This is a genomic window from Acidovorax sp. M14 (genome assembly GCF_049331375.1).
In the GTDB taxonomy this organism is placed as follows: domain Bacteria; phylum Pseudomonadota; class Gammaproteobacteria; order Burkholderiales; family Burkholderiaceae_C; genus Acidovorax.
In genome coordinates, this window is sequence record NZ_CP186263.1 from 1,124,627 (window position 1) to 1,142,163 (window position 17,537).

Genomic DNA, 17,537 nt, shown 5'->3' on the forward strand with positions numbered 1-17,537 from the left:
ATTCCCCCAAGGTTACCAACAACAGCGCACGACAGACGCAGGGTTATGCCGCAGGCGGCTGGGGCCATGCGCGCTGGGGCTCGCGGATGAGCTCGAAGGCATGCGCGACCTGCAGCACGCCCAGGTCGTCAAAACGCGCACCCGCAATCTGCAGGCCGATGGGCAGACCCGCGCGGGTGTAGCCGCAGTTGACCGAGGCCGCAGGCTGCTCGGACATGTTGAACGGCACGGTAAAGCCGATGTGTTCCAGTGGGCGCAGCGGGTCGTTGGTGGGCGAGGGCAGCTCGGCCTGGAAGGCGACGTTGGGCGCCACGGGCGAGATCACGTAGTCGAAGGCACTGCAGGCCTTGACCGTGTTCACCCGGGTCAGGTGGAACTGGTGGCTGGCGTTGAAGACTTCGGTGCCGCTCATGCTGGCCGCACTGTCGGCCCAGGTGCGGATGTAGGGCAGCACCTTGTCGCGCCGGGCGGCGGGCAGGGCCTGCAGGTCGATGTGCGAACGCATGCGCCAGAAGTGGTCCATGCCGTCGAGCATGGCCTGCGTCATGAAGGGCGCCATGGGCACGATGGTGGCGCCGGCGGCTTCCATGAGTTTTGCGGCGCGCTCCACGGCGGCCTTCACTTCGGGCTCCACGGGCAGGCCGCAGCCTGCATCCAGCAGCAGGCCTATCTTCAAACCTTGCAGGCCGCGCGGGCGCTCGGCCAGTTGGTTGAACTGGCTCCACGCGATGTCCTGGTAGGGCAGGCTCATGCTGTCGCGTGCGTCGGGCAGGCTCAGCACCTGCATCATCAGCGCGGCGTCTGCCACGGTGCGGGTCATGGGCCCTGCGGCGCGCCCGGTGTAGGGCGGGTCAATCGGAATGCGGCCCAGGCTGGGCTTGAGGCTGAAGATGCCGCACCAGCTGGCGGGCAGCCGCAGCGAGCCACCGATGTCGGTGCCGATGTGCAGTGGGCCGTAGCCCGCAGCGGCGGCCGCGCCACCACCGGCGCTGGAGCCGCCGGGGCCCTTGCTCAGGTCCCAGGGGTTGCGCGACAGCGGGTGAAAGGTGGACAGGCCGGATGACAACATGCCGTAGTCGGGCATGGTGGTCTTGGCGACGATGACGGCACCGGCCTCGCGCATGCGGGCGGCAGGGGGGGCGTCGGCGGCAGCGGGCACCAGCTCGACGGCGGCCGTGCCCAGCGGGGTGGGGTCGCCCTCGGTGGCAATGTTTTCCTTGATGGTGCTGGGCACGCCGTCGAGCGCGCCCTTGGGCTCGCCGCGCAGCCAGCGGGCCTCGGAGGCACGCGCCTGGGCCAGGGCGGCCTCGGGGCGCAGCAGGTAGGTGGCCTGGATGTGGGGCTCCCACCGTTCGATGTGGGCCAGCACGGCCTGCGTGACCTCAACCGGTGACAGCTTGCGCTGGCGGTAGGCGGCAATCAGGTCGTGGGCGGGCAGGTCGTGCAGTTCGGTCATGGTGGAGTGGATGGTCACCGTAGCGGCGTTTATCAATAAAAAAGGCTGCAAGCGCTAGTGGATCAAGCGCTGGCAGCTATTGTTTTAGGAGTCTTGGCTCCTGCACGCGCCGCGTTGCGGCGCGTGGCGGTCAGGACCAGGACAGCGCGGAGATGTCGTTCACGAACACGGGCATGTCTTTCCACAGGCCCTTGAGGTTCTTGTTGGCCACCGTGATCCACTGGTTGGAGTACAGGAAGGCGTGTACCGCATCGTTGGCCAGCAGGCGCTGCGCATCGCCCAGCAGCTTGGCGCGGTCGGCGGGGCGGGCGGCGTTCTTGATCTGGGTGAACAGGTCGTTGAACTTGGGCGAGTTGTAGGCCCAGTAGTAGTCGGGCTTGGCAAAGTTGCCCAGGTCAAAGGGCTCCACGTGGCTGATGATGGTCAGGTCGTAGTTCTTGCTGCCGTAGGTGCCGCTGAGCCACTGCGCCCATTCCACGTTCTGGATCTTGGCGATGATGCCGACCTTGGCCAGCTGGGCAGCCACCACCTCGCCGCCCTGGCGGGCGTAAGGCGTGGGGGGCAGCGTCATGGTCAGCTCCAGCGGTGTCTTGATGCCGGCCTCGGCCAGCAGCTTCTTGGCCTTTTCAGGGTCGTAGGGGTTCACGCCCGTGGTGTCCACGTAGCCAAACGCGCCGGGCACGTAGTGGCTGCCGATGGGTGCGCCGTAGCCGTCGCCCGCGCCTTCGATCACGGCCTTGCGGTCAATGGCTGCGGCAATGGCGCGGCGCACGCGCACGTCGTCCAGCGGCTTCTTGCCGTTGTTGATGGCCACGATGGTTTTGGCGCGCGAGCCGCTGACCACCACCTGGAACTTGGGGTTGGCCTTGAACTGCGCCACGCTGCGCGGCGTGACGCGGGGGAATGCGTCCACGTCGCCCGCCAGCAGGGCAGCCACCTGGGCTGCGGGGTCGGAGATGAAGCGGAAGGTCGCGCGCTTGATCTTGATGGCCTTGGCGTCGCGGTAGCCGTCCCAGGCGGTCAGCACGACCGACGAGCCCTTGTTCCAGGCCTGCAGCTGGTAGGGGCCGGTGCCCACGGGCTTGTTGGCGTTGGTGTCGGCGCTCTTGGGCTCCACGATGATGGAGGTGGCCTGGCCCAGCACGAACAGCAGGTCGGGGTCGATCTCCTTGTTGAGCAGCACCACGGTGTAGTCGTCCACCACCTGGGTGGTGATGCCGGCAAAGGTGCGCTTGTCCTTGTTGGTGCTCTTCTCGCCGCCTGCGCGGTCGTACGAGAACTTCACGGCCGCAGCGGTGAAGGGCTCGCCATTCTGGAACTTCACGCCACGGCGCAGCTTGAAGGTGTAGGTCTTGAGGTCGGGCGAGACCTCCCAGCTTTCGGCCAGCAGGGGCGACACGCTGCCGTCGGGGTTGATCTTGGTGAGCGTCTCGAAGATGTTGTACTGAACGATTTCGGCGATGGCAGATGCCGCACCGGCGGTGGGGTCCAGGCCTGGGGGCTCCAGCGTCATCGCCAGCGTCACCGCATCTTTGCGGCCTTGCGCCAGGGCGCCAAGCGAGGTGGTCAAGGGCACAGCGGCGATGGCGCCAGTGGCAAGGACGGTACGGCGGTTCAGCATGTTCGGACTCTCCAGACAAAAAACCAGACAACAACCATAGAGACCCCGGTGCAATTTGTTACCGGGGAGGAAAGAAGCTTTTTACACCATCACACCTGCATGTGGTTATGCGGTTTTTGCCGTTGCCGCAGTCGCTGCAGCGGCGGCAGCTGCACGGCGTGCCCGTGCCCGGCCGGGCAGCACCTGCGGCACGGCGCCCACCAGCGACTGCGTGTAAGGGTGCTGCGCGTTGCGGAACAGCTCGCCCGGCGATCCCCGCTCCACGATGCGCCCCTGGTACAGCACCACCACCTCGTCGCACAGGTGGTTGACCACCGCGAGGTCATGGCTGATGAGCATGTAGGTGATGCCGAACTGCTGCTGCAGGTCCTGCATCAGGTTCAGCACCTGGGCCTGCACCGACACATCAAGCGCACTCACGGGTTCGTCGGCCACGATGAGGCGGGGCCGGGTGATGAGGGCGCGTGCAATGGCGATGCGCTGGCGCTGGCCGCCAGAAAATTCGTGCGGGTACTTGCCCAGGTCGTTGGTGCGCAGGCCCACTTGCGATAGCACCTGGGCGGCCTGCTCGCGCTGCTCGGCGCGCGTGGTCTGGCCTTGCGCCTGCAGCGGCTCGGTCACGATGCGCTCCACGGTCTGGCGCGGGTCCAGCGACCCGTAAGGGTCCTGGAACACCATCTGGAAGTCGCGCCGCGCCTGGCGCAGCTGTTCGGCGGGCAGCTGGTGCAGGTTGCGGCCCAGCAGTTCCACCGTGCCGGAGGTGGGCGCATCGAGCGCCATCACCAGCCGTGCCAGGGTGGACTTGCCCGAGCCTGATTCGCCGACGATGCCCAGGCTGCGGCCTGCGGCAATCGAGAAGTTCACGCCGTTGAGCGCATGCACCTTCCCCGGCGGGCGGAACAGGTGCTCGCGGGGCAGGGTGTATTCGCGTACCAGGTCGGTCACCTGGAGCAGCGGCGCGGCGGTTGGGGCGACGGCGGTGTGATCGGCGTGGGTCATGCAGCCACTTCGACGATGTTCACCAGGTTCGCACTCTGCGCCTCGGCAATGGCCTCGCGCCGCAGGCAGCGCACCAAGTGGTCGCCGTCGGCATCGGTGGCCACCAGGGTGGCTTCGGGTTGTTTGTGGTGGCAGTCATCCATCGTGTAGCTGCAGCGCCCCGCAAAGGGGCAGCCTGCGGGCAGGTCCACCAGCTCGGGCACCGTGCCCGGAATGGTGGACAGGCGAGGACGTTGCCCGGGCGCGTGCACGGCACCCAGGTGGGGCCGGGCGGCGAACAGGCCGCGTGTGTAGGGGTGTGCCATGGCCGAGAAGACCGACGCAGTGGAGCCGCTTTCCACCACGCTGCCGCCGTACATCACCATCATGCGGTCCACGTTCTGAGAGATCACGCCCAGGTCGTGCGAGATCAGGATCAGCGCCATGTTGCGCTCGGCCACCAGGTCGCTGATGAGGTCCAGGATCTGCTGCTGGATGGTCACGTCCAGCGCCGTGGTGGGCTCGTCGGCAATCAGCAGGTCGGGCCCGCAGGCCAGCGCCATCGCAATGGTGATGCGCTGGCGCTGCCCGCCCGAGAACTGGTGCGGGTAGGCATCAAAACGCTGCGCGGCATTGGGGATGCCCACGCGGTCCAGCAGGGCAATCGCTTCGGTGCGTGCGGCTGCTGAATTCATGCCCCGGTGCAGGCGCAGCGGCTCGGCCACCTGGCGGCCAATGGTGTGCACGGGGTTCAGGGCCGTCATGGGCTCCTGGAACACCATGCCAATGCGGTTGCCGCGCATCTTGCACATCTGTGCATCGGTGCGGCCCACCAGCTCTTGCCCGTCAAAGCGGATGCTGCCAGTGACCTGTGCACTCTCGGGCAGCAGGCCCATGAGCGACATGGCCGTGATGGATTTGCCACAGCCCGATTCACCGATCAGGCCCAGGGTTTCACCGCGCGCCAGCGAAAAGCTCACGCCGCGCACGGCATCGGCGGGGCCCCGGTGCGTCTGGAGGCGGATGCGGAGGTTGGAGACTTCTAACAGAGACATCGTGGAGTGCTGGTGGTCTTCGGTGCGGGCTATCAGCGCTTGCGAGAGAGGCGGGGGTCGAGCAAATCGCGCAGCCCGTCGCCCAGCAGGTTCAGCCCCAGCACGGCCAGCGCAATCGCCACGCCGGGCCACACGGCCAGCAGCGGGGCCTGGAACATCAGCGTCTGCGCCTCGCTCAGCATGCGGCCCCAGGAGGGCTGGGGCGGCTGGGTGCCCAGGCCCAGGTACGAAAGGGCGGCTTCAGCCAGGATGGCGATGGCGAACTGGATGGTGGCCTGCACGATGAGCACCGACAGGATGTTGGGCAGCACGTGTTCCAGCGTGATGCGCCAGCTGCCCTTGCCGCAGGCGCGTGAGGCCAGGATGTATTCGCGCGACCACACGGCGTTGGCCGAGGCACGGGTGACGCGTGCGAACGTCGGGATGTTGAAGATGCCGATGGCGATGATGGAGTTGACGATGCCCGCGCCAAACACCGCCGTCATCATGATGGCCGAGAGGATGGCGGGGAAGGCGAAGGTAAAGTCCGCCAGCCGCATGATGAGTTCTTCCACCCAGCCGCGCTTGGCGGCGGCCAGCAGGCCCAGGGCCGTGCCGATGGTGAGGCCAATGCCCACCGCGATCACGCCTACCAGGATGGAGTTGCGGGCGCCCACCAGCAGCAGCGAGGCCACGTCACGGCCAAAGGCATCGGTGCCCAGCCAGTGGGTGCCGGATGGACTCGCCAGCTTGTTGGCCAAGTCCATCTCGTAGGGCGACCAGGGCGTCCAGACGAAGGAGAGCAGAGCAGCCAGGATCAGCAGCGCCGACAACACGGCGCCGATGACAAAACTGCGGTGGCGCAGAGCGCGGTGCAGCCAGCCGGGGGCGGAGGGCGTGGAAGAGGAGGGGGGGGACACAGCAGCGCTCATGGGGATCAGATGTCGGAAGCCTTTACGCGGGGGTCGATCACGGCGTAGAGGATGTCCACGACGAAGTTCACGATGACCACCATGGCGGCGAGCAGCATCACGCAGTTGCGCACCACGATCAGGTCGCGGTTGGAGATGGACTGGAAGATAAGGCGCCCAAGGCCCGGCAGGTAAAACACGTTTTCCACCACGATGGTGCCTGCCAGCAGGTTGGCGAATTGCAGCCCCATCACCGTGACCACCGGAATCATGGCGTTGCGCAGCACATGGCCCCACAGCGCGGCGCGCTGCGTCAGGCCCTTGGCACGCGCGGTGCGCACAAAGTCCTCACGCAGCACCTCCAGCACGGCCGAGCGGGTGATGCGCGCCAGGATGGCCGCCTGCACCACGGCCAGCGCAATGGCGGGCAGCAGCAGGGCCTTGAGGGCTTCGAGCGGGCTGCCGCCAGCGTCTTCCGTCCAGCCCGGAAAGCCACCGGCCGAGAACCACTGCAACTTCACCGAGAACAGCAGGATCAGCAGGATGGCAAACCAGAAGTTGGGGATGGCAATGCCGATCTGCGCCAGGCCCATCACGCCCACGTCACCCAGTTTGTTGTGGCGCGCCGCGGCATACACACCCGCGGCCAGGGCCAGCACTGTGGTGATCACCATCGCCATCAGGGCCAGCGGCACGGTGAGCGCCAGGCGCTCCAGCACCAGGTCGAGCACAGGCGAGCTGTAGGCGTAGCTGTCGCCCATGTTGCCCACCACCAGGCCGCTCACCCATTGCCAGTAGCGCAGGGTGGCGGGCTGGTCCAGACCCAGCTTGGTGGCCAGAGCTGCGACCGCATCGGGAGAGGCATCGGGGCCCATGAGGATCTGCGCGGCATTGCCCGGCAGGATTTCCAGCACCAGAAACACGACGATGGAGGCGCCAATCAACGTGGCCAGGAGGGTGACAAACCGCTTGAGAAAAAACAGGCCCATGGGTCGGGTGCGTTGGCAGGTGGGTCAGACGCAGGGGCGTCAAAATTAATGTGTATACACAGCATAACGGTAAAAACGTCCCCGTCAGCGGTGGTGGGTTGCAGTGTGGCACGCAAGGCACATGCCACCGGCGCGGGATAATACGGAGCATGAATCGCGCCGCTCGCTCCGTTGCCCCTGTTTTTGGCCCTGTGCACTGGGAGGCTGTATGGCGCTGATGATCACGGACGAGTGCATCAACTGCGATGTGTGCGAGCCCGAGTGCCCCAACCAGGCGATCTACCTGGGGCAGGAGATCTACGAAATCGACCCGAACAAGTGCACAGAATGTGTGGGGCATTTCGACGAGCCCCAATGTGTGCAGGTCTGCCCTGTGGCCTGCATTCCCGTGAACCCGCAGCACGTGGAAAGCCGCGAAACCCTGTGGCAGAAGTTCCAGCGGCTGCAGGCGTCTGCGTCAACGTAATTTGAATCCAATCGGCCGCTTGCGCTAGTGGATCATGCCTGGAACGCTATTGAATAAGTAGCAAATTCCGCTGCGTAACGGCTGAGCGTGCCGGTCGCCCATCAGTCCTCTACGGGCCGAGGGGGCTTGGGGCGGGGCGGTTTGGTGGTGTGGATGAGCAGCGTGGCCTTTTCCATGTCGCCCGCCAACAAAGCGGGATAGGCCTTGAGCGAGTGGGCGATGCTGTCCTCGATCAGCGTGCGCTGGTCTGGCGACGGTTTCTTGAGCACCCAGTTGGCCACTTCGCTCTTGACGCCCGGATGGCCGATGCCGATGCGCAGGCGCCAGTAGTCGGGCGAGCCCAATTGTCCGTGGATGTCGCGCAGGCCGTTGTGCCCGGCATGGCTTCCGCCGCGCTTGAGCTTGACCTGGCCGGGGGCAATGTCCAGCTCATCGTGCACCACCAGGATTTCCTCGGGCAGGATCTTGAAGAAGCGCGCCAGCGAGGCCACGGACTTGCCCGAGAGGTTCATGAAGGTCTGCGGCTCAAGCAGCCACACGTTCTGGCCGTGCACCGTGGTGCGCGCCACCAGCCCGTGGTAGCTGCGCTCGGGCACCAACGTGGTCTTGAGCTCGCGCGCCAGGGCATCAATCCACCAGAAGCCGGCGTTGTGCCGTGTGTCTTCGTAGTCCGGCCCGGGGTTTCCCAGGCCTACAAACAGCTTGATCATGTGCGGGATTATCGGTGGCTGGGATGGGGGGCAGGCCGTCGGGAGGGCTGTGGCTGCCTGAGGATGCAGTTGGCGAGATAGAGGTGCGGCGTGAAAAGTGCGCTACACCAATGAAAACGGCCCACGCAAGGTGGGCCGTTTCGTGGTCACCACCGCAACGCGGGTTGACCGGGCGAAGTGATCGGGGTCGTGGACCGACGAATTACTTCTTGCCCTTGCCCTTGCCCTTGGCATCGGCTGCAGGAGCGGCGTCAGCAGGGGTCTCAACGACCACGACGGGAGGCACAACAGACACCAGCACGGGGTTGTTGTTCTGGCCGCCACGGACCTTGGCCACCACGCCCTTGGGCAGCTTGATGTCCTTCAGGTGCAGGGAAGCACCCTTTTCCAGCTTGGACAGGTCCACAGCGATGAATTCGGGCAGGTCCGAAGGCATGCAGGTCACGTCCAGTTCGTTCACGACGGGGTTGACCATGCACTTGTCCACCTTGACGGCGTTGGACTCTTCAGCACCGCTGTAGTGCAGTGGCACCTTCAGGTGCAGCTTGGTCTTGTCATCCACGCGCTGGAAGTCGATGTGCAGCACCAGTTGCTTGTAGGGGTGGTATTGCACGTCACGCAGCACGACCTTGGACGTAGTGCCAGCCACTTCCATGTCCAGCACGCTGGAGTGGAACGCTTCCTTCTTGAGGGCGTGCCACAGAGCGTTGTGGTCCACCTCGATCAGTTGGGGCTCTGCAGCACCACCGTACACGATGCCAGGCGTCTTGCCCGAATTACGCAGACGGCGGCTCGCACCCGTACCCTGCTTGGCGCGCTCAAAAGCGACGAAGTTCATAGTTAGCTCCTGAAAAGGACAGACCGCGACCAGTCATATCCCGATTAAAAAAGACCTGTTACGCCACTGTGGCGGCAGGCCTGCGCATTGCTCTCGAACAGACAAGCCTCCCGAAGGAGGCCTGCGTGCAATCCGACTGCAACGCTCCCGGGGGAGCGCGTCAGAACAGGTTGTCCTGGTCCGAGAACAGACTCATGACCGACTCACCCTTGGCAATGCGCTGGATCGTTTCGGCGATCAGCGGGGCCACGGAGAGTTGGCGAATCTTGGAACATCCCTTGGCGTTGTCGCTCAGCGGAATGGTGTTGGTCACCACGACTTCATCGAGGGCTGTGCCCTTGGCGATGCGTTCGATGGCAGGACCGGAAAAAATGGGGTGTGTACAGTAGGCGTACACGCTCTTGGCGCCGCGCTCCTTGAGCACTTCGGCAGCCTTCACCAGCGTGCCGGCGGTGTCGATCATGTCGTCCATGATCACGCAGTTGCGGCCTTCGATTTCGCCGATCACGTGCATGACTTCCGACACGTTGGCCTTGGGGCGACGCTTGTCGATGATGGCCAGGTCACAACCCAGTTGCTTGGCCAGTGCACGGGCTCGCACCACGCCACCCACGTCGGGGGAGACAACGATCAGGTCTTCGTAGTTCTTCTGGCGCAGATCGCCCAGCAGAACGGGGGAGGCGTAGATGTTGTCCACGGGGATATCGAAGAAACCCTGGATCTGGTCAGCGTGCAGGTCCATGGTCAGCACGCGGGCCACGCCCACGGCTTGCAGCATGTTGGCCACCACCTTGGCCGTGATGGGCACACGGGTCGAGCGGGGGCGACGGTCTTGACGGGCGTAACCGAAATAGGGAATCACAGCGCTGATGCGTTCAGCCGATGCACGCTTGAGCGCATCGACCATGATCAGCAGTTCCATGAGGTTTTCGTTGGTGGGCGCGCAGGTAGACTGCACCACGAAAACGTCACGTGCACGCACGTTTTGCTTGATTTCGACGGTGACTTCACCGTCAGAGAAGCGACCCACGTCAGCCGCACCGAGGGTGGTGCCGAGGTGTTGGGCAATTTCAGCTGCCATGCCAGGATTGGCATTGCCGGTGAAAACCATGAAGTCGGGGTGGTTGGCTTGCATGAGCGTCCCAGCAGTCTGAAATAAAAGCCCGTACGCGGAAAGCGTTTGGCAGGGGAAGAAGGATTCGAACCTTCGCATGCCGGAATCAAAATCCGGTGCCTTAACCAGCTTGGCGACTCCCCTACACAGGTCAATTGCCGAAGGCAACCAACCTTAAATTTCTCTTGATGCCCAACCTGCCAGAGGATGAATCATCAGATTTTCACATGCCTTCACTTGCCAGCCCTCTGGAGCTCCGCGCAGGTCGACTGCATGTGACATCTGCGCAAACACTGCACTGCCTGAGCCTGTCATTCTGCCTTTGAGACCGCGATCGTTGAGCCATTCAATGGCTTGCGAAACATCCGGGCAAAGAGCCTGAGCAACCGGCTGCAAGTCGTTTCGACCGAAGTCAAAGTGTGCTGCAGCAAAGCCTAAGATTGTAGCACTATCTGAATCGCGTTTCAAACTTGGTGACGAAAAAATTTCTTTTGTCTCCAAACCTGCAGCGGGCTTCACGATCACAAAGCTCGCTTGCGGCAGCTGGTGCGCTTTCTCAAGCGGCATGATTGTCTCACCAATTCCCTCCACCCAAGCGTTGTGACCGCATAAAAAAAACGGAACATCTGCACCCAGTTGCAAACCGATCTTGGCCAACGCATGTCTTGGCAGGTTGAGTCCCCACAACCGGTTCAATGCGAGCAGCGTGGTTGCGGCATCAGACGAGCCTCCTCCCATGCCCGCTTGTGCGGGCACGCGTTTCAGGATGCTGATGTGCGCACCCTCGCTGCAGCCCGTGGCGGCTTGCAGCGCGCGAGCTGCACGAACCGAGAGATCCACTTCGGGCAGTGCCATCGACAGGTCTTCCCGCGAAATTAACCCATCGGCTCGGCGCTCGAAGTGCAAGGTGTCGCACCAGTCCACAAGCATGAACACGGACTGCAGCAAGTGGTAGCCATCCGCACGGTGCCCGGTAATGTGCAGAAAGAGATTGAGCTTGGCCGGGGCCGGCACGTCATACAAGGCTTGCATGGGGAGGTGGTACGAGGTGGTGCCGTGCGAACGGTGCTGCTGGCCGTCGCAGAGGGCAGGCCGTCAGGGAGTCAGTGCAATGCGCAGCGTGGCGGTGGGCTGTGGATCGTCACGGCGTGCCGTCAGCCGTCCGTCGGCAATGCCGGTGAGGTCAGCTTGCCACCCCGTCGCACTGGCCTGGGTGCCCTTGAGCCAGCTAAACAGGGCGGTCACAGGAATGCGCGTACCGGTCACATCCTGGATCAGCGTGTCGAGGGAATCAGAGGTGCGGGTGTCCTGGCCGCTGACCAGTTGCGCATGCCCATCCTTCCAGTCGAGTTGCGCAATGCGATTGCCGAAAGGGCTGAGCAAAACGAGTCCGCCGGCCTGTGCGGTGCCGCGCAGCTCAAACATGGCGGAAAAAGACTGCGAAGCCTGCCCGTCAATCTGAAGTGCGATGCGACCGTTCCAGCTGTTTTCCTCCGCAGGGGCTGATGGCATTGGCTGCGCACAGCCCGCAAGCCACAAGGCGCACAACACCAGCCAGCCCCTCCATCGATGGCGAAGCGTTCCGGTCAGTGGGCTGACGATGTTGCCAAACAGGCCTGGCATCAGAGGGAGGCTCCGAGGCGTTTCAGGGTCTCTTTGAGGGTGTCGTTGTCGGGGCTGGCGCGCTGTCCTTCTTTCCAGACGCGCGTTGCGCCGTCCTTGTCGCCCATGCTCCAGAGAACCTCACCCAGATGTGCGGCTATCTCCACATCGGGCCGTGCCTTGAAGGCCGCTTCGAGGTGCTTGCGTGCATCGGCCTTGTTGCCCAGGCGAAATTCCACCCATCCCAGGCTGTCCATGATGAAGGGGTCGTTCGGGGCAAACTGCAGGGCCTTCAGGATGAGCTGTTTGGCCTCATCCAGCCGCACACCCCGGTCCGCGAGCGAATAGCCGAGGGCGTTGTAGGCGTGGTGGTAGTCGGGCTGGCGCGCGATCACCTGGCGCAGCAGCTGTTCCATGGTGTCGGGCTGGCCAGCCTTTTCGGCGAGCATGGCCTGGTCGTAGACCAATTCCGCATCGTCCGGAGCTATGGCCACCAGTTCCGTTTGCACTTTGTAGGCTTCCTGGTACAGGCGTTGGTCGCGCAGTAGCTGTACTTCGGCCATGAGTTTCAGGCGGTGGCTCTCTGGGGAATTGCCTGGCAAGCTGCGCAACAAGGCACGTGCCTGGGCGAGCTTGCCCTGGCGTGCCAGCAATGATGCGCGACGCGTCTGTGCACCAAAGACTTCCTCTGCGTTGTCGATGCGTGCAAGCCAGGCTTCTGCGCCCGCAAAGTCTTTCTTTTTCTCGGCAATCTGTGCGTGCAGCAAGTACGCCTGCGTGAGACTCTTTCGCCGCAGGTCGGCATCGGCGGACGCAGAGGCAAGCTCCATGAACCGCTGCAGTGACGCCTCAGCAGCGGGCAGCCGATTGTCTTGGTATTGCAGAGTGGCCGCCACCAGCCAGGCCTCCGTCAGATCAGGCTTTTCCTTCGTGACGGTTTCCAGTTGGCGACTGGCCTCTGGGTAGCGCTGCAGGCCCAGCAATACCCGTGCATATGCCATGCGCAGGTCTGGGATGGGCTGCTTGGACAGTGTTTGCGTCACGATGGGCTCCGCGTCCAGCAGACCTTCGTCCATCAGCTCCAGCGCCAGCCGGGCGGCACTTTCACTGGCATTGTCCAAGCCCTGCGCCCTGCGTGCCGCGTCCAGCGCGCCGGCCTTGTCACCCGCAGCAAGCCTCAAGCGGCCCAGCGATACCCAGGCCTCGGGCCCAGTCGCCGGATTGGTGAGTTCGTTGACCAGGGCTTGTTCCACCACTTTGGCGGCCAGCGCTTTGTCGCTCGCACGTCCATACAGTTGTGGCAGGGAGGCCAGCGCCGAAGCCTTGGACCGGGGAGAGGCCTGTGCGAGTTCCTGGCGCAGCAATTCCGGTGTTTCGGCGATGCGGTTCAACGCGATCAGAATTTGCAGCACATATTGATTGGCCTCGCGCGACTGGGGCAAGGCTTCCTTCCAGGCTCTGGCGGCAGCCAGGGCGTATTCGCCCGATCGTGACTGCAAGGCAATGTCAGCGGCGCGTTGGTAAAGCTGACCATCCGCACTACGGCGCGCGGCCTCCAGCATGAATGCGTAGCCGGCACCGGGGTCCCCGGTGCGCGCACTGATCTCGCCCAGGAAGATTTCGTAGAACAGCTCTGCGTCCAGCGCGGGGTTGGACGCCACTGGAGAGGAGGACTCGCTCGGGGGAGGGCTTTCGCCGGCGGGCTTTTGGGCCCAGGCAGAGTGGGCGGCGGCCGCAATCACAGTGGCCAAGGCGACGGTACGAAAGCTGTGGGATAACACCATCGGGCCATAATAATCCATGCCTGTTAAGCCGTTGCCCGGTTGTTTGTATGCCTGAGTTGCCTGAAGTGGAAGTGACGCGGCGCAGTTTTGCTAACGCGATCACTGGAGCCCGGATCGAGGCGGTGGTGATGGGCAAGCCCTTGCGATGGCCTCTGGGTTGCGACCCGCAATTGCTGGTGGGTCAGCAAGTGGTCGGATTGCGTCGGCGGGGCAAGTACCTGTTGCTGGATATGGAGCAAGGCCTGCTTCTTCTGCATCTGGGCATGTCCGGCAGCCTGAGGTTTGCTACTGATATGCCGGAAGCGGGCCCGCATGACCATTTTGACCTCGTCACCAACCGTGGCACGCTGCGCCTGCATGATCCGCGCCGATTTGGGGCAGTGGTCTATGCGGCATCGGAGGACTCACCCGTGGCCGCGAAGCTGCTGGGTGGGTTGGGCATGGAGCCCTTGTCAGAAGAGTTTCTGCTCCCGACTTTTCAGGCGGGACTCAAGAAAAGCCGGATGCCCATCAAGCAATTGCTTCTGGCGGGACGCTTGGTGGTAGGAGTGGGGAATATCTATGCCTCCGAGGTGCTTTTCTTGTCTGGCATCCGTCCCACTACTGTGGCTTCCCGCATCGGCGCTGCCCGGGTCCAGAAGTTGCATCAGGCCATTCGTTCCGTGCTGGCCCGCGCTGTAGAAATGGGGGGGAGCACACTGCGCGACTTTTCGAATGCCGATGGAATGGCGGGCCACTTTCAGACGGCCGCGAATGTGTATGGCCGCGATGGTCAGCCATGCCACGCCTGTGGTACAGCCATCGAGTTGATTCGCCAGGGACAAAGAAGCACTTACTTCTGCCGGCAGTGTCAGCGCCCCTAGGTGCCGACAGTCCGATCGGCGGTTTGTGACAGCTGGCGGACGGTCGATGCTATATTTTGTATATACCTGCCTCGCGGGCCATCCATAGATCTCTGGGAGCAAAGTGGGACCTTCATTCAACGAACAGTTTGACCAGCATGGCGTCTGGCGACGGGAGTTCGCCCAGCAGCTCAAGCGGCTGGCCGATTGGATGGCCACGCACGACCTCATGGATGCAGCGGTGCAAGAGCGCCTGCAGCGGCTGGAGGATCAGGTGCGCAGCGACAAGGTCATGGTGGCGTTTGTGGCGGAGTTTTCGCGCGGCAAGTCAGAGCTGATCAATGCGATCTTTTTTGCTGACTACGGCCGCCGCATCATGCCTGCCAGCGCTGGCCGCACGACCATGTGCCCCACCGAGCTGGGTTACGACGCCAATGTGGCGCCCAGCTTGCGGCTGCTACCGATTGAAACCCGGCTTCAGATGCAGAGTCTGGCGGAGTGGCGCGTCAAGGCAGACCGCTGGCACGAGATTCCCCTGGACGTCGGCAACGCGGACCAGATTGCCAAAGCCCTCGAAAAAGTGGCGGAGGTGCGCAAGGTCAGTTTGGACAATGCGCGTGCGCTGGGTTTCTGGCATGACGATCTGACGGACGAGAATCCTGTGCCCGATGCGCAGGGCATGGTGGAGGTGCCCATGTGGCGCCACGCCATCATCAATATCCCTCACCCTCTTTTGAAGCAAGGGCTGGTGATTCTGGACACGCCCGGCCTGAACGCCGTGGGTGCGGAGCCGGAGTTGACCGTCAACCTCATTCCCCAGGCACACGCGGTAGTGTTCATCCTGAGCGCTGATACCGGTGTGACGCGCTCGGACCTCTCGATCTGGCGTGAGCACCTGGCCATCTCACCAGAGAGCGTGGAAGCGCGTTTGGTGGTGTTGAACAAGATCGATACGCTCTGGGACACGCTCAACACCGCCGAGCAAGTCCAGTCGCAGATGGAGCGGCAGTGCGCTACCTCGGCGGAGATGCTTGGTGTGTCTCTGGATCGTGTGGTGCCGGTATCGGCCCAAAAGGGCTTGGTCGCCAAGATCACCGCGGATGACGTATTGCTGGAAACCAGTGGACTCCCCGCGCTGGAAGAGGCCCTGGCCAAAGGCATCATGGGCAGGCGCCAGTCCATATTGCGCGCTGCTGTGGCTACAGGCGTGGCGAGCCTGCGCACCGAAACGTCGCGGGTCATCAACATTCGGCGGCGGGACCTCGATGACCAGATGGCAGAGCTTCGCAGCCTGCGGGGCAAGAATGCATCAGTGATCGAATCCATGCGCCATCGCATTGAGCAAGAGCAGCGTGAATTCGACCTCAGTACCGCCAAGATTCAGGCGGTTCGCGCGGTTCATCTCAAGTTGCTGCGTGATGTGTTCCAACAGCTGGGCGCCAAGGCTCTCAAGGCAGAGCTGGCCGAGCTGGCCCAGACGCTGCAGCAAAAAGGGCTCAAGCTCGGCGTCAAGAAGATATACGTCCAGACCTTTGACAAGCTGCGAGGCACCTTGGACAAAGCGCAAGCCTCTGGAACCGAGATCCAGGCCATGCTGAGCGGGACCTTCCGGCAGCTCAATGCCGAGTTCGGTTTTTCCTTGCAGGTGCCTACGCCGCCACAGCTGGAGCATTTTGCGCAAGACCTGCACCAAATCGAGCAGAGCCATTTGCAGTACCTGGGCATGAGCAATGCGCTCAAGCTGGCGCAACCCGAGTTTGCCGAGCGTCTGGTGCGCGCTTTGGCGATGCGTTTGCGTACGGTCTATGAGTCGGCCGCCAACGACCTGGAACTGTGGAGCAAATCCGCCACCGCGCAATTGGACGCGCAGCTGCGGGAGCGGCGGCGCAGCTTCGCTCGTCGCATGGAGGCGGTAGATCGCATTCAACAGGCTGCCAGTGGGTTGGTGGAAAGAATCTCCGAAATCGAGGCTGGCGAAGAGGAGTTGGGACAGCTGGAGCGCAAGCTCCACGAGCTCACCTCCAAGTTGGTGGCTCTGCCGGCCGTGACTGAAGCGCATCCGGTTTCTGCATGAGTGCTGAATCCCGAGAGGGTGTGGCCGAGCGGGTAGTCGCTTGGCAGGCGGTACACGGGCGTAACCATCTGCCCTGGCAGCAGACCCGAGACCCGTACCGGGTGTGGCTGTCGGAGATCATGCTGCAGCAAACCCAGGTCGCCACCGTGCTGGACTACTACACGCGCTTTCTGGGTCGGTTTCCTGATGTGAGCGCCCTGGCGGCAGCCCCTCAGGACGAAGTTCTGGGATTGTGGAGTGGTTTGGGTTACTACAGCCGTGCACGCAATCTCCATCGCTGCGCCCAGCAGATCATGACTGACCATGATGGTGCCTTCCCGCGAACGGCGTCGGTGCTAGCGTCTTTGCCGGGCATCGGGCGTTCGACCGCCGGCGCCATTGCATCGTTCTGTTTTTCAGAGCGCGTACCCATTCTGGATGCCAATGTGCGGAGGGTCCTGACGCGTCTGCTGGGCTTCGACAAAGATCTGGCCTCTGCCAAGAACGAGCGCCTTCTATGGGAGCATGCCGATGCGCTGTTGCCTGTGCGCGATCTCGATGTGGCGATGCCCCGTTACACCCAGGGCTTGATGGACTTGGGGGCATCCCTGTGCACGCCTCGCGCTCCAAAATGCTCCGATTGCCCTTTGGCGGCGGATTGCGTCGCTTTCAAGGAAGGCAATCCTGAACGCTATCCCGTCAGAACCCGGACACTCTCACGCCGGGCCGAATCCTGGCAATTGGTGATCTTGCGTGATGGCCAAGGCCGTATCTGGCTGCAACGGCGCCCATCGACAGGGATCTGGGCGGGAATGCACTGCGTACCCGTCTTCCCTGACCTGGAGTCCCGAGATACTTTTGTGAATAGCTTGGGTGGCAATGAGCAATTGGTGCAGCAAGAGCTGCAGCCCTTCGTACATGTGCTGACGCACCGGGACCTGCACCTTCATCCCCTGTTGATACAGGCTAACGGGATGATTGCCCTAGCAGAAGAGGGGGAGTGGCTGGGGCCAGACCAATGGTCTTCGGTGGGGTTGCCGGCGCCTATTCGCAAGTTGCTGGACACCACGCAATCTACCCTTTGGTAGGTGCGCATGTCGCTCCAGCGAATGTCTGTGCCGCCTTCGCCAGCGCCGAGA

Annotated in this window: 16 protein-coding genes and 1 tRNA gene; 4 read left to right on the forward strand and 13 right to left on the reverse strand. The window is 63.3% G+C overall.

Features of this window, described 5'->3' with window-relative positions; translation table 11 throughout:
- Positions 1-43: 43 nt before the first annotated feature.
- The 6 genes from ACOYR4_RS05265 to ACOYR4_RS05290 form a co-directional block, all read right to left on the reverse strand.
- Positions 44-1,456, reverse strand: a complete 1,413-nt coding sequence (locus tag ACOYR4_RS05265; RefSeq protein ID WP_422848857.1) for an amidase — start codon at positions 1,454-1,456, stop codon at positions 44-46.
- Between the two features lie 130 nt (positions 1,457-1,586).
- Entirely contained in the window at positions 1,587-3,077 is a 1,491-nt protein-coding gene (locus ACOYR4_RS05270) for an ABC transporter substrate-binding protein (RefSeq protein ID WP_056060456.1), read from the reverse strand.
- 105 nt (positions 3,078-3,182) lie between these two features.
- The gene (locus ACOYR4_RS05275; protein WP_422848858.1) at positions 3,183-4,076 is read right to left on the reverse strand and encodes an ATP-binding cassette domain-containing protein; all 894 of its coding nucleotides are present in this window, start codon (positions 4,074-4,076) and stop codon (positions 3,183-3,185) included.
- Positions 4,073-5,110 (reverse strand): ABC transporter ATP-binding protein, encoded by a 1,038-nt coding sequence (locus ACOYR4_RS05280; protein ID WP_422848859.1) that lies wholly within the window; start codon positions 5,108-5,110, stop codon positions 4,073-4,075. The genes ACOYR4_RS05275 and ACOYR4_RS05280 overlap by 4 nt, the downstream gene beginning before the upstream one ends.
- Positions 5,111-5,142: 32 nt before the next feature.
- Positions 5,143-6,021, reverse strand: a complete 879-nt coding sequence (locus ACOYR4_RS05285) for an ABC transporter permease (protein ID WP_309826335.1) — start codon at positions 6,019-6,021, stop codon at positions 5,143-5,145.
- A gap of 5 nt (positions 6,022-6,026) precedes the next feature.
- Complete coding sequence (locus ACOYR4_RS05290) at positions 6,027-6,989, reverse strand: ABC transporter permease (protein WP_060984784.1); 963 nt, start codon at positions 6,987-6,989, stop codon at positions 6,027-6,029.
- A gap of 208 nt (positions 6,990-7,197) precedes the next feature.
- Here ACOYR4_RS05290 and ACOYR4_RS05295 point away from each other — a divergent pair, with 208 nt between their 5' ends.
- On the forward strand, positions 7,198-7,455 hold the full coding sequence (locus ACOYR4_RS05295; protein ID WP_015012769.1) for a YfhL family 4Fe-4S dicluster ferredoxin: 258 nt from the start codon (positions 7,198-7,200) through the stop codon (positions 7,453-7,455).
- A gap of 101 nt (positions 7,456-7,556) precedes the next feature.
- Here ACOYR4_RS05295 and pth read toward each other — a convergent pair whose 3' ends face one another.
- The 7 genes from pth to ACOYR4_RS05330 all read right to left on the reverse strand — a co-directional run bounded on the left by pth (position 7,557) and on the right by ACOYR4_RS05330 (position 13,521).
- Positions 7,557-8,165, reverse strand: coding sequence for an aminoacyl-tRNA hydrolase (gene pth / locus ACOYR4_RS05300; RefSeq protein WP_056747313.1), 609 nt, complete (start codon positions 8,163-8,165; stop codon positions 7,557-7,559).
- Positions 8,166-8,367: 202 nt separating this feature from the next.
- Positions 8,368-9,003 carry a 50S ribosomal protein L25/general stress protein Ctc gene (locus ACOYR4_RS05305; protein WP_015012771.1) on the reverse strand — a complete coding sequence of 212 codons (636 nt, stop codon included), beginning with the start codon at positions 9,001-9,003 and terminating at the stop codon, positions 8,368-8,370.
- Positions 9,004-9,163: 160 nt separating this feature from the next.
- Positions 9,164-10,138, reverse strand: a complete 975-nt coding sequence (locus ACOYR4_RS05310) for a ribose-phosphate pyrophosphokinase (RefSeq protein ID WP_015012772.1) — start codon at positions 10,136-10,138, stop codon at positions 9,164-9,166.
- A gap of 46 nt (positions 10,139-10,184) precedes the next feature.
- A tRNA-Gln gene (locus tag ACOYR4_RS05315) sits at positions 10,185-10,261 on the reverse strand.
- A gap of 30 nt (positions 10,262-10,291) precedes the next feature.
- Complete coding sequence (ispE, locus tag ACOYR4_RS05320; RefSeq protein ID WP_422848860.1) at positions 10,292-11,149, reverse strand: 4-(cytidine 5'-diphospho)-2-C-methyl-D-erythritol kinase; 858 nt, start codon at positions 11,147-11,149, stop codon at positions 10,292-10,294.
- 63 nt (positions 11,150-11,212) lie between these two features.
- Entirely contained in the window at positions 11,213-11,740 is a 528-nt protein-coding gene (locus tag ACOYR4_RS05325) for a lipoprotein insertase outer membrane protein LolB (protein ID WP_422848861.1), read from the reverse strand.
- A complete protein-coding gene (locus tag ACOYR4_RS05330; protein WP_209817525.1) occupies positions 11,740-13,521 on the reverse strand; it encodes a tetratricopeptide repeat protein in 1,782 nt (593 codons plus the stop codon). The genes ACOYR4_RS05325 and ACOYR4_RS05330 overlap by 1 nt, the downstream gene beginning before the upstream one ends.
- Before the next feature lie 29 nt (positions 13,522-13,550).
- Between ACOYR4_RS05330 and mutM the strand changes: the two genes are divergently transcribed.
- The 3 genes from mutM (at position 13,551) to mutY (ending at position 17,486) form a co-directional block, all read left to right on the forward strand.
- Positions 13,551-14,366, forward strand: coding sequence for a bifunctional DNA-formamidopyrimidine glycosylase/DNA-(apurinic or apyrimidinic site) lyase (mutM, locus tag ACOYR4_RS05335; RefSeq protein ID WP_209817523.1), 816 nt, complete (start codon positions 13,551-13,553; stop codon positions 14,364-14,366).
- Between the two features lie 103 nt (positions 14,367-14,469).
- On the forward strand, positions 14,470-16,419 hold the full coding sequence (locus tag ACOYR4_RS05340; protein ID WP_422848862.1) for a dynamin family protein: 1,950 nt from the start codon (positions 14,470-14,472) through the stop codon (positions 16,417-16,419).
- Entirely contained in the window at positions 16,416-17,486 is a 1,071-nt protein-coding gene (gene mutY / locus ACOYR4_RS05345; RefSeq protein ID WP_422848863.1) for an A/G-specific adenine glycosylase, read from the forward strand. Before ACOYR4_RS05340 ends, mutY begins: the two co-directional genes overlap by 4 nt.
- Positions 17,487-17,537 lie beyond the last annotated feature (51 nt).

Excerpts from the sequence above, each read along its gene's own strand:
- ACOYR4_RS05265 (WP_422848857.1), bottom strand. The coding sequence starts at position 1,456 with ATGACCGAACTGCACGACCTGCCCGCCCACGACCTGATTGCCGCCTAC.
- ACOYR4_RS05270 (WP_056060456.1), bottom strand. The coding sequence starts at position 3,077 with ATGCTGAACCGCCGTACCGTCCTTGCCACTGGCGCCATCGCCGCTGTG.
- ACOYR4_RS05275 (WP_422848858.1), bottom strand. The coding sequence starts at position 4,076 with ATGACCCACGCCGATCACACCGCCGTCGCCCCAACCGCCGCGCCGCTG.
- ACOYR4_RS05280 (WP_422848859.1), bottom strand. The coding sequence starts at position 5,110 with ATGTCTCTGTTAGAAGTCTCCAACCTCCGCATCCGCCTCCAGACGCAC.
- ACOYR4_RS05285 (WP_309826335.1), bottom strand. The coding sequence starts at position 6,021 with ATGAGCGCTGCTGTGTCCCCCCCCTCCTCTTCCACGCCCTCCGCCCCC.
- ACOYR4_RS05290 (WP_060984784.1), bottom strand. The coding sequence starts at position 6,989 with ATGGGCCTGTTTTTTCTCAAGCGGTTTGTCACCCTCCTGGCCACGTTG.
- ACOYR4_RS05295 (WP_015012769.1), top strand. The coding sequence starts at position 7,198 with ATGGCGCTGATGATCACGGACGAGTGCATCAACTGCGATGTGTGCGAG.
- pth (WP_056747313.1), bottom strand. The coding sequence starts at position 8,165 with ATGATCAAGCTGTTTGTAGGCCTGGGAAACCCCGGGCCGGACTACGAA.
- ACOYR4_RS05305 (WP_015012771.1), bottom strand. The coding sequence starts at position 9,003 with ATGAACTTCGTCGCTTTTGAGCGCGCCAAGCAGGGTACGGGTGCGAGC.
- ACOYR4_RS05310 (WP_015012772.1), bottom strand. The coding sequence starts at position 10,138 with ATGCAAGCCAACCACCCCGACTTCATGGTTTTCACCGGCAATGCCAAT.
- ispE (WP_422848860.1), bottom strand. The coding sequence starts at position 11,149 with ATGCAAGCCTTGTATGACGTGCCGGCCCCGGCCAAGCTCAATCTCTTT.
- ACOYR4_RS05325 (WP_422848861.1), bottom strand. The coding sequence starts at position 11,740 with ATGCCAGGCCTGTTTGGCAACATCGTCAGCCCACTGACCGGAACGCTT.
- ACOYR4_RS05330 (WP_209817525.1), bottom strand. The coding sequence starts at position 13,521 with ATGGATTATTATGGCCCGATGGTGTTATCCCACAGCTTTCGTACCGTC.
- mutM (WP_209817523.1), top strand. The coding sequence starts at position 13,551 with ATGCCTGAGTTGCCTGAAGTGGAAGTGACGCGGCGCAGTTTTGCTAAC.
- mutY (WP_422848863.1), top strand. The coding sequence starts at position 16,416 with ATGAGTGCTGAATCCCGAGAGGGTGTGGCCGAGCGGGTAGTCGCTTGG.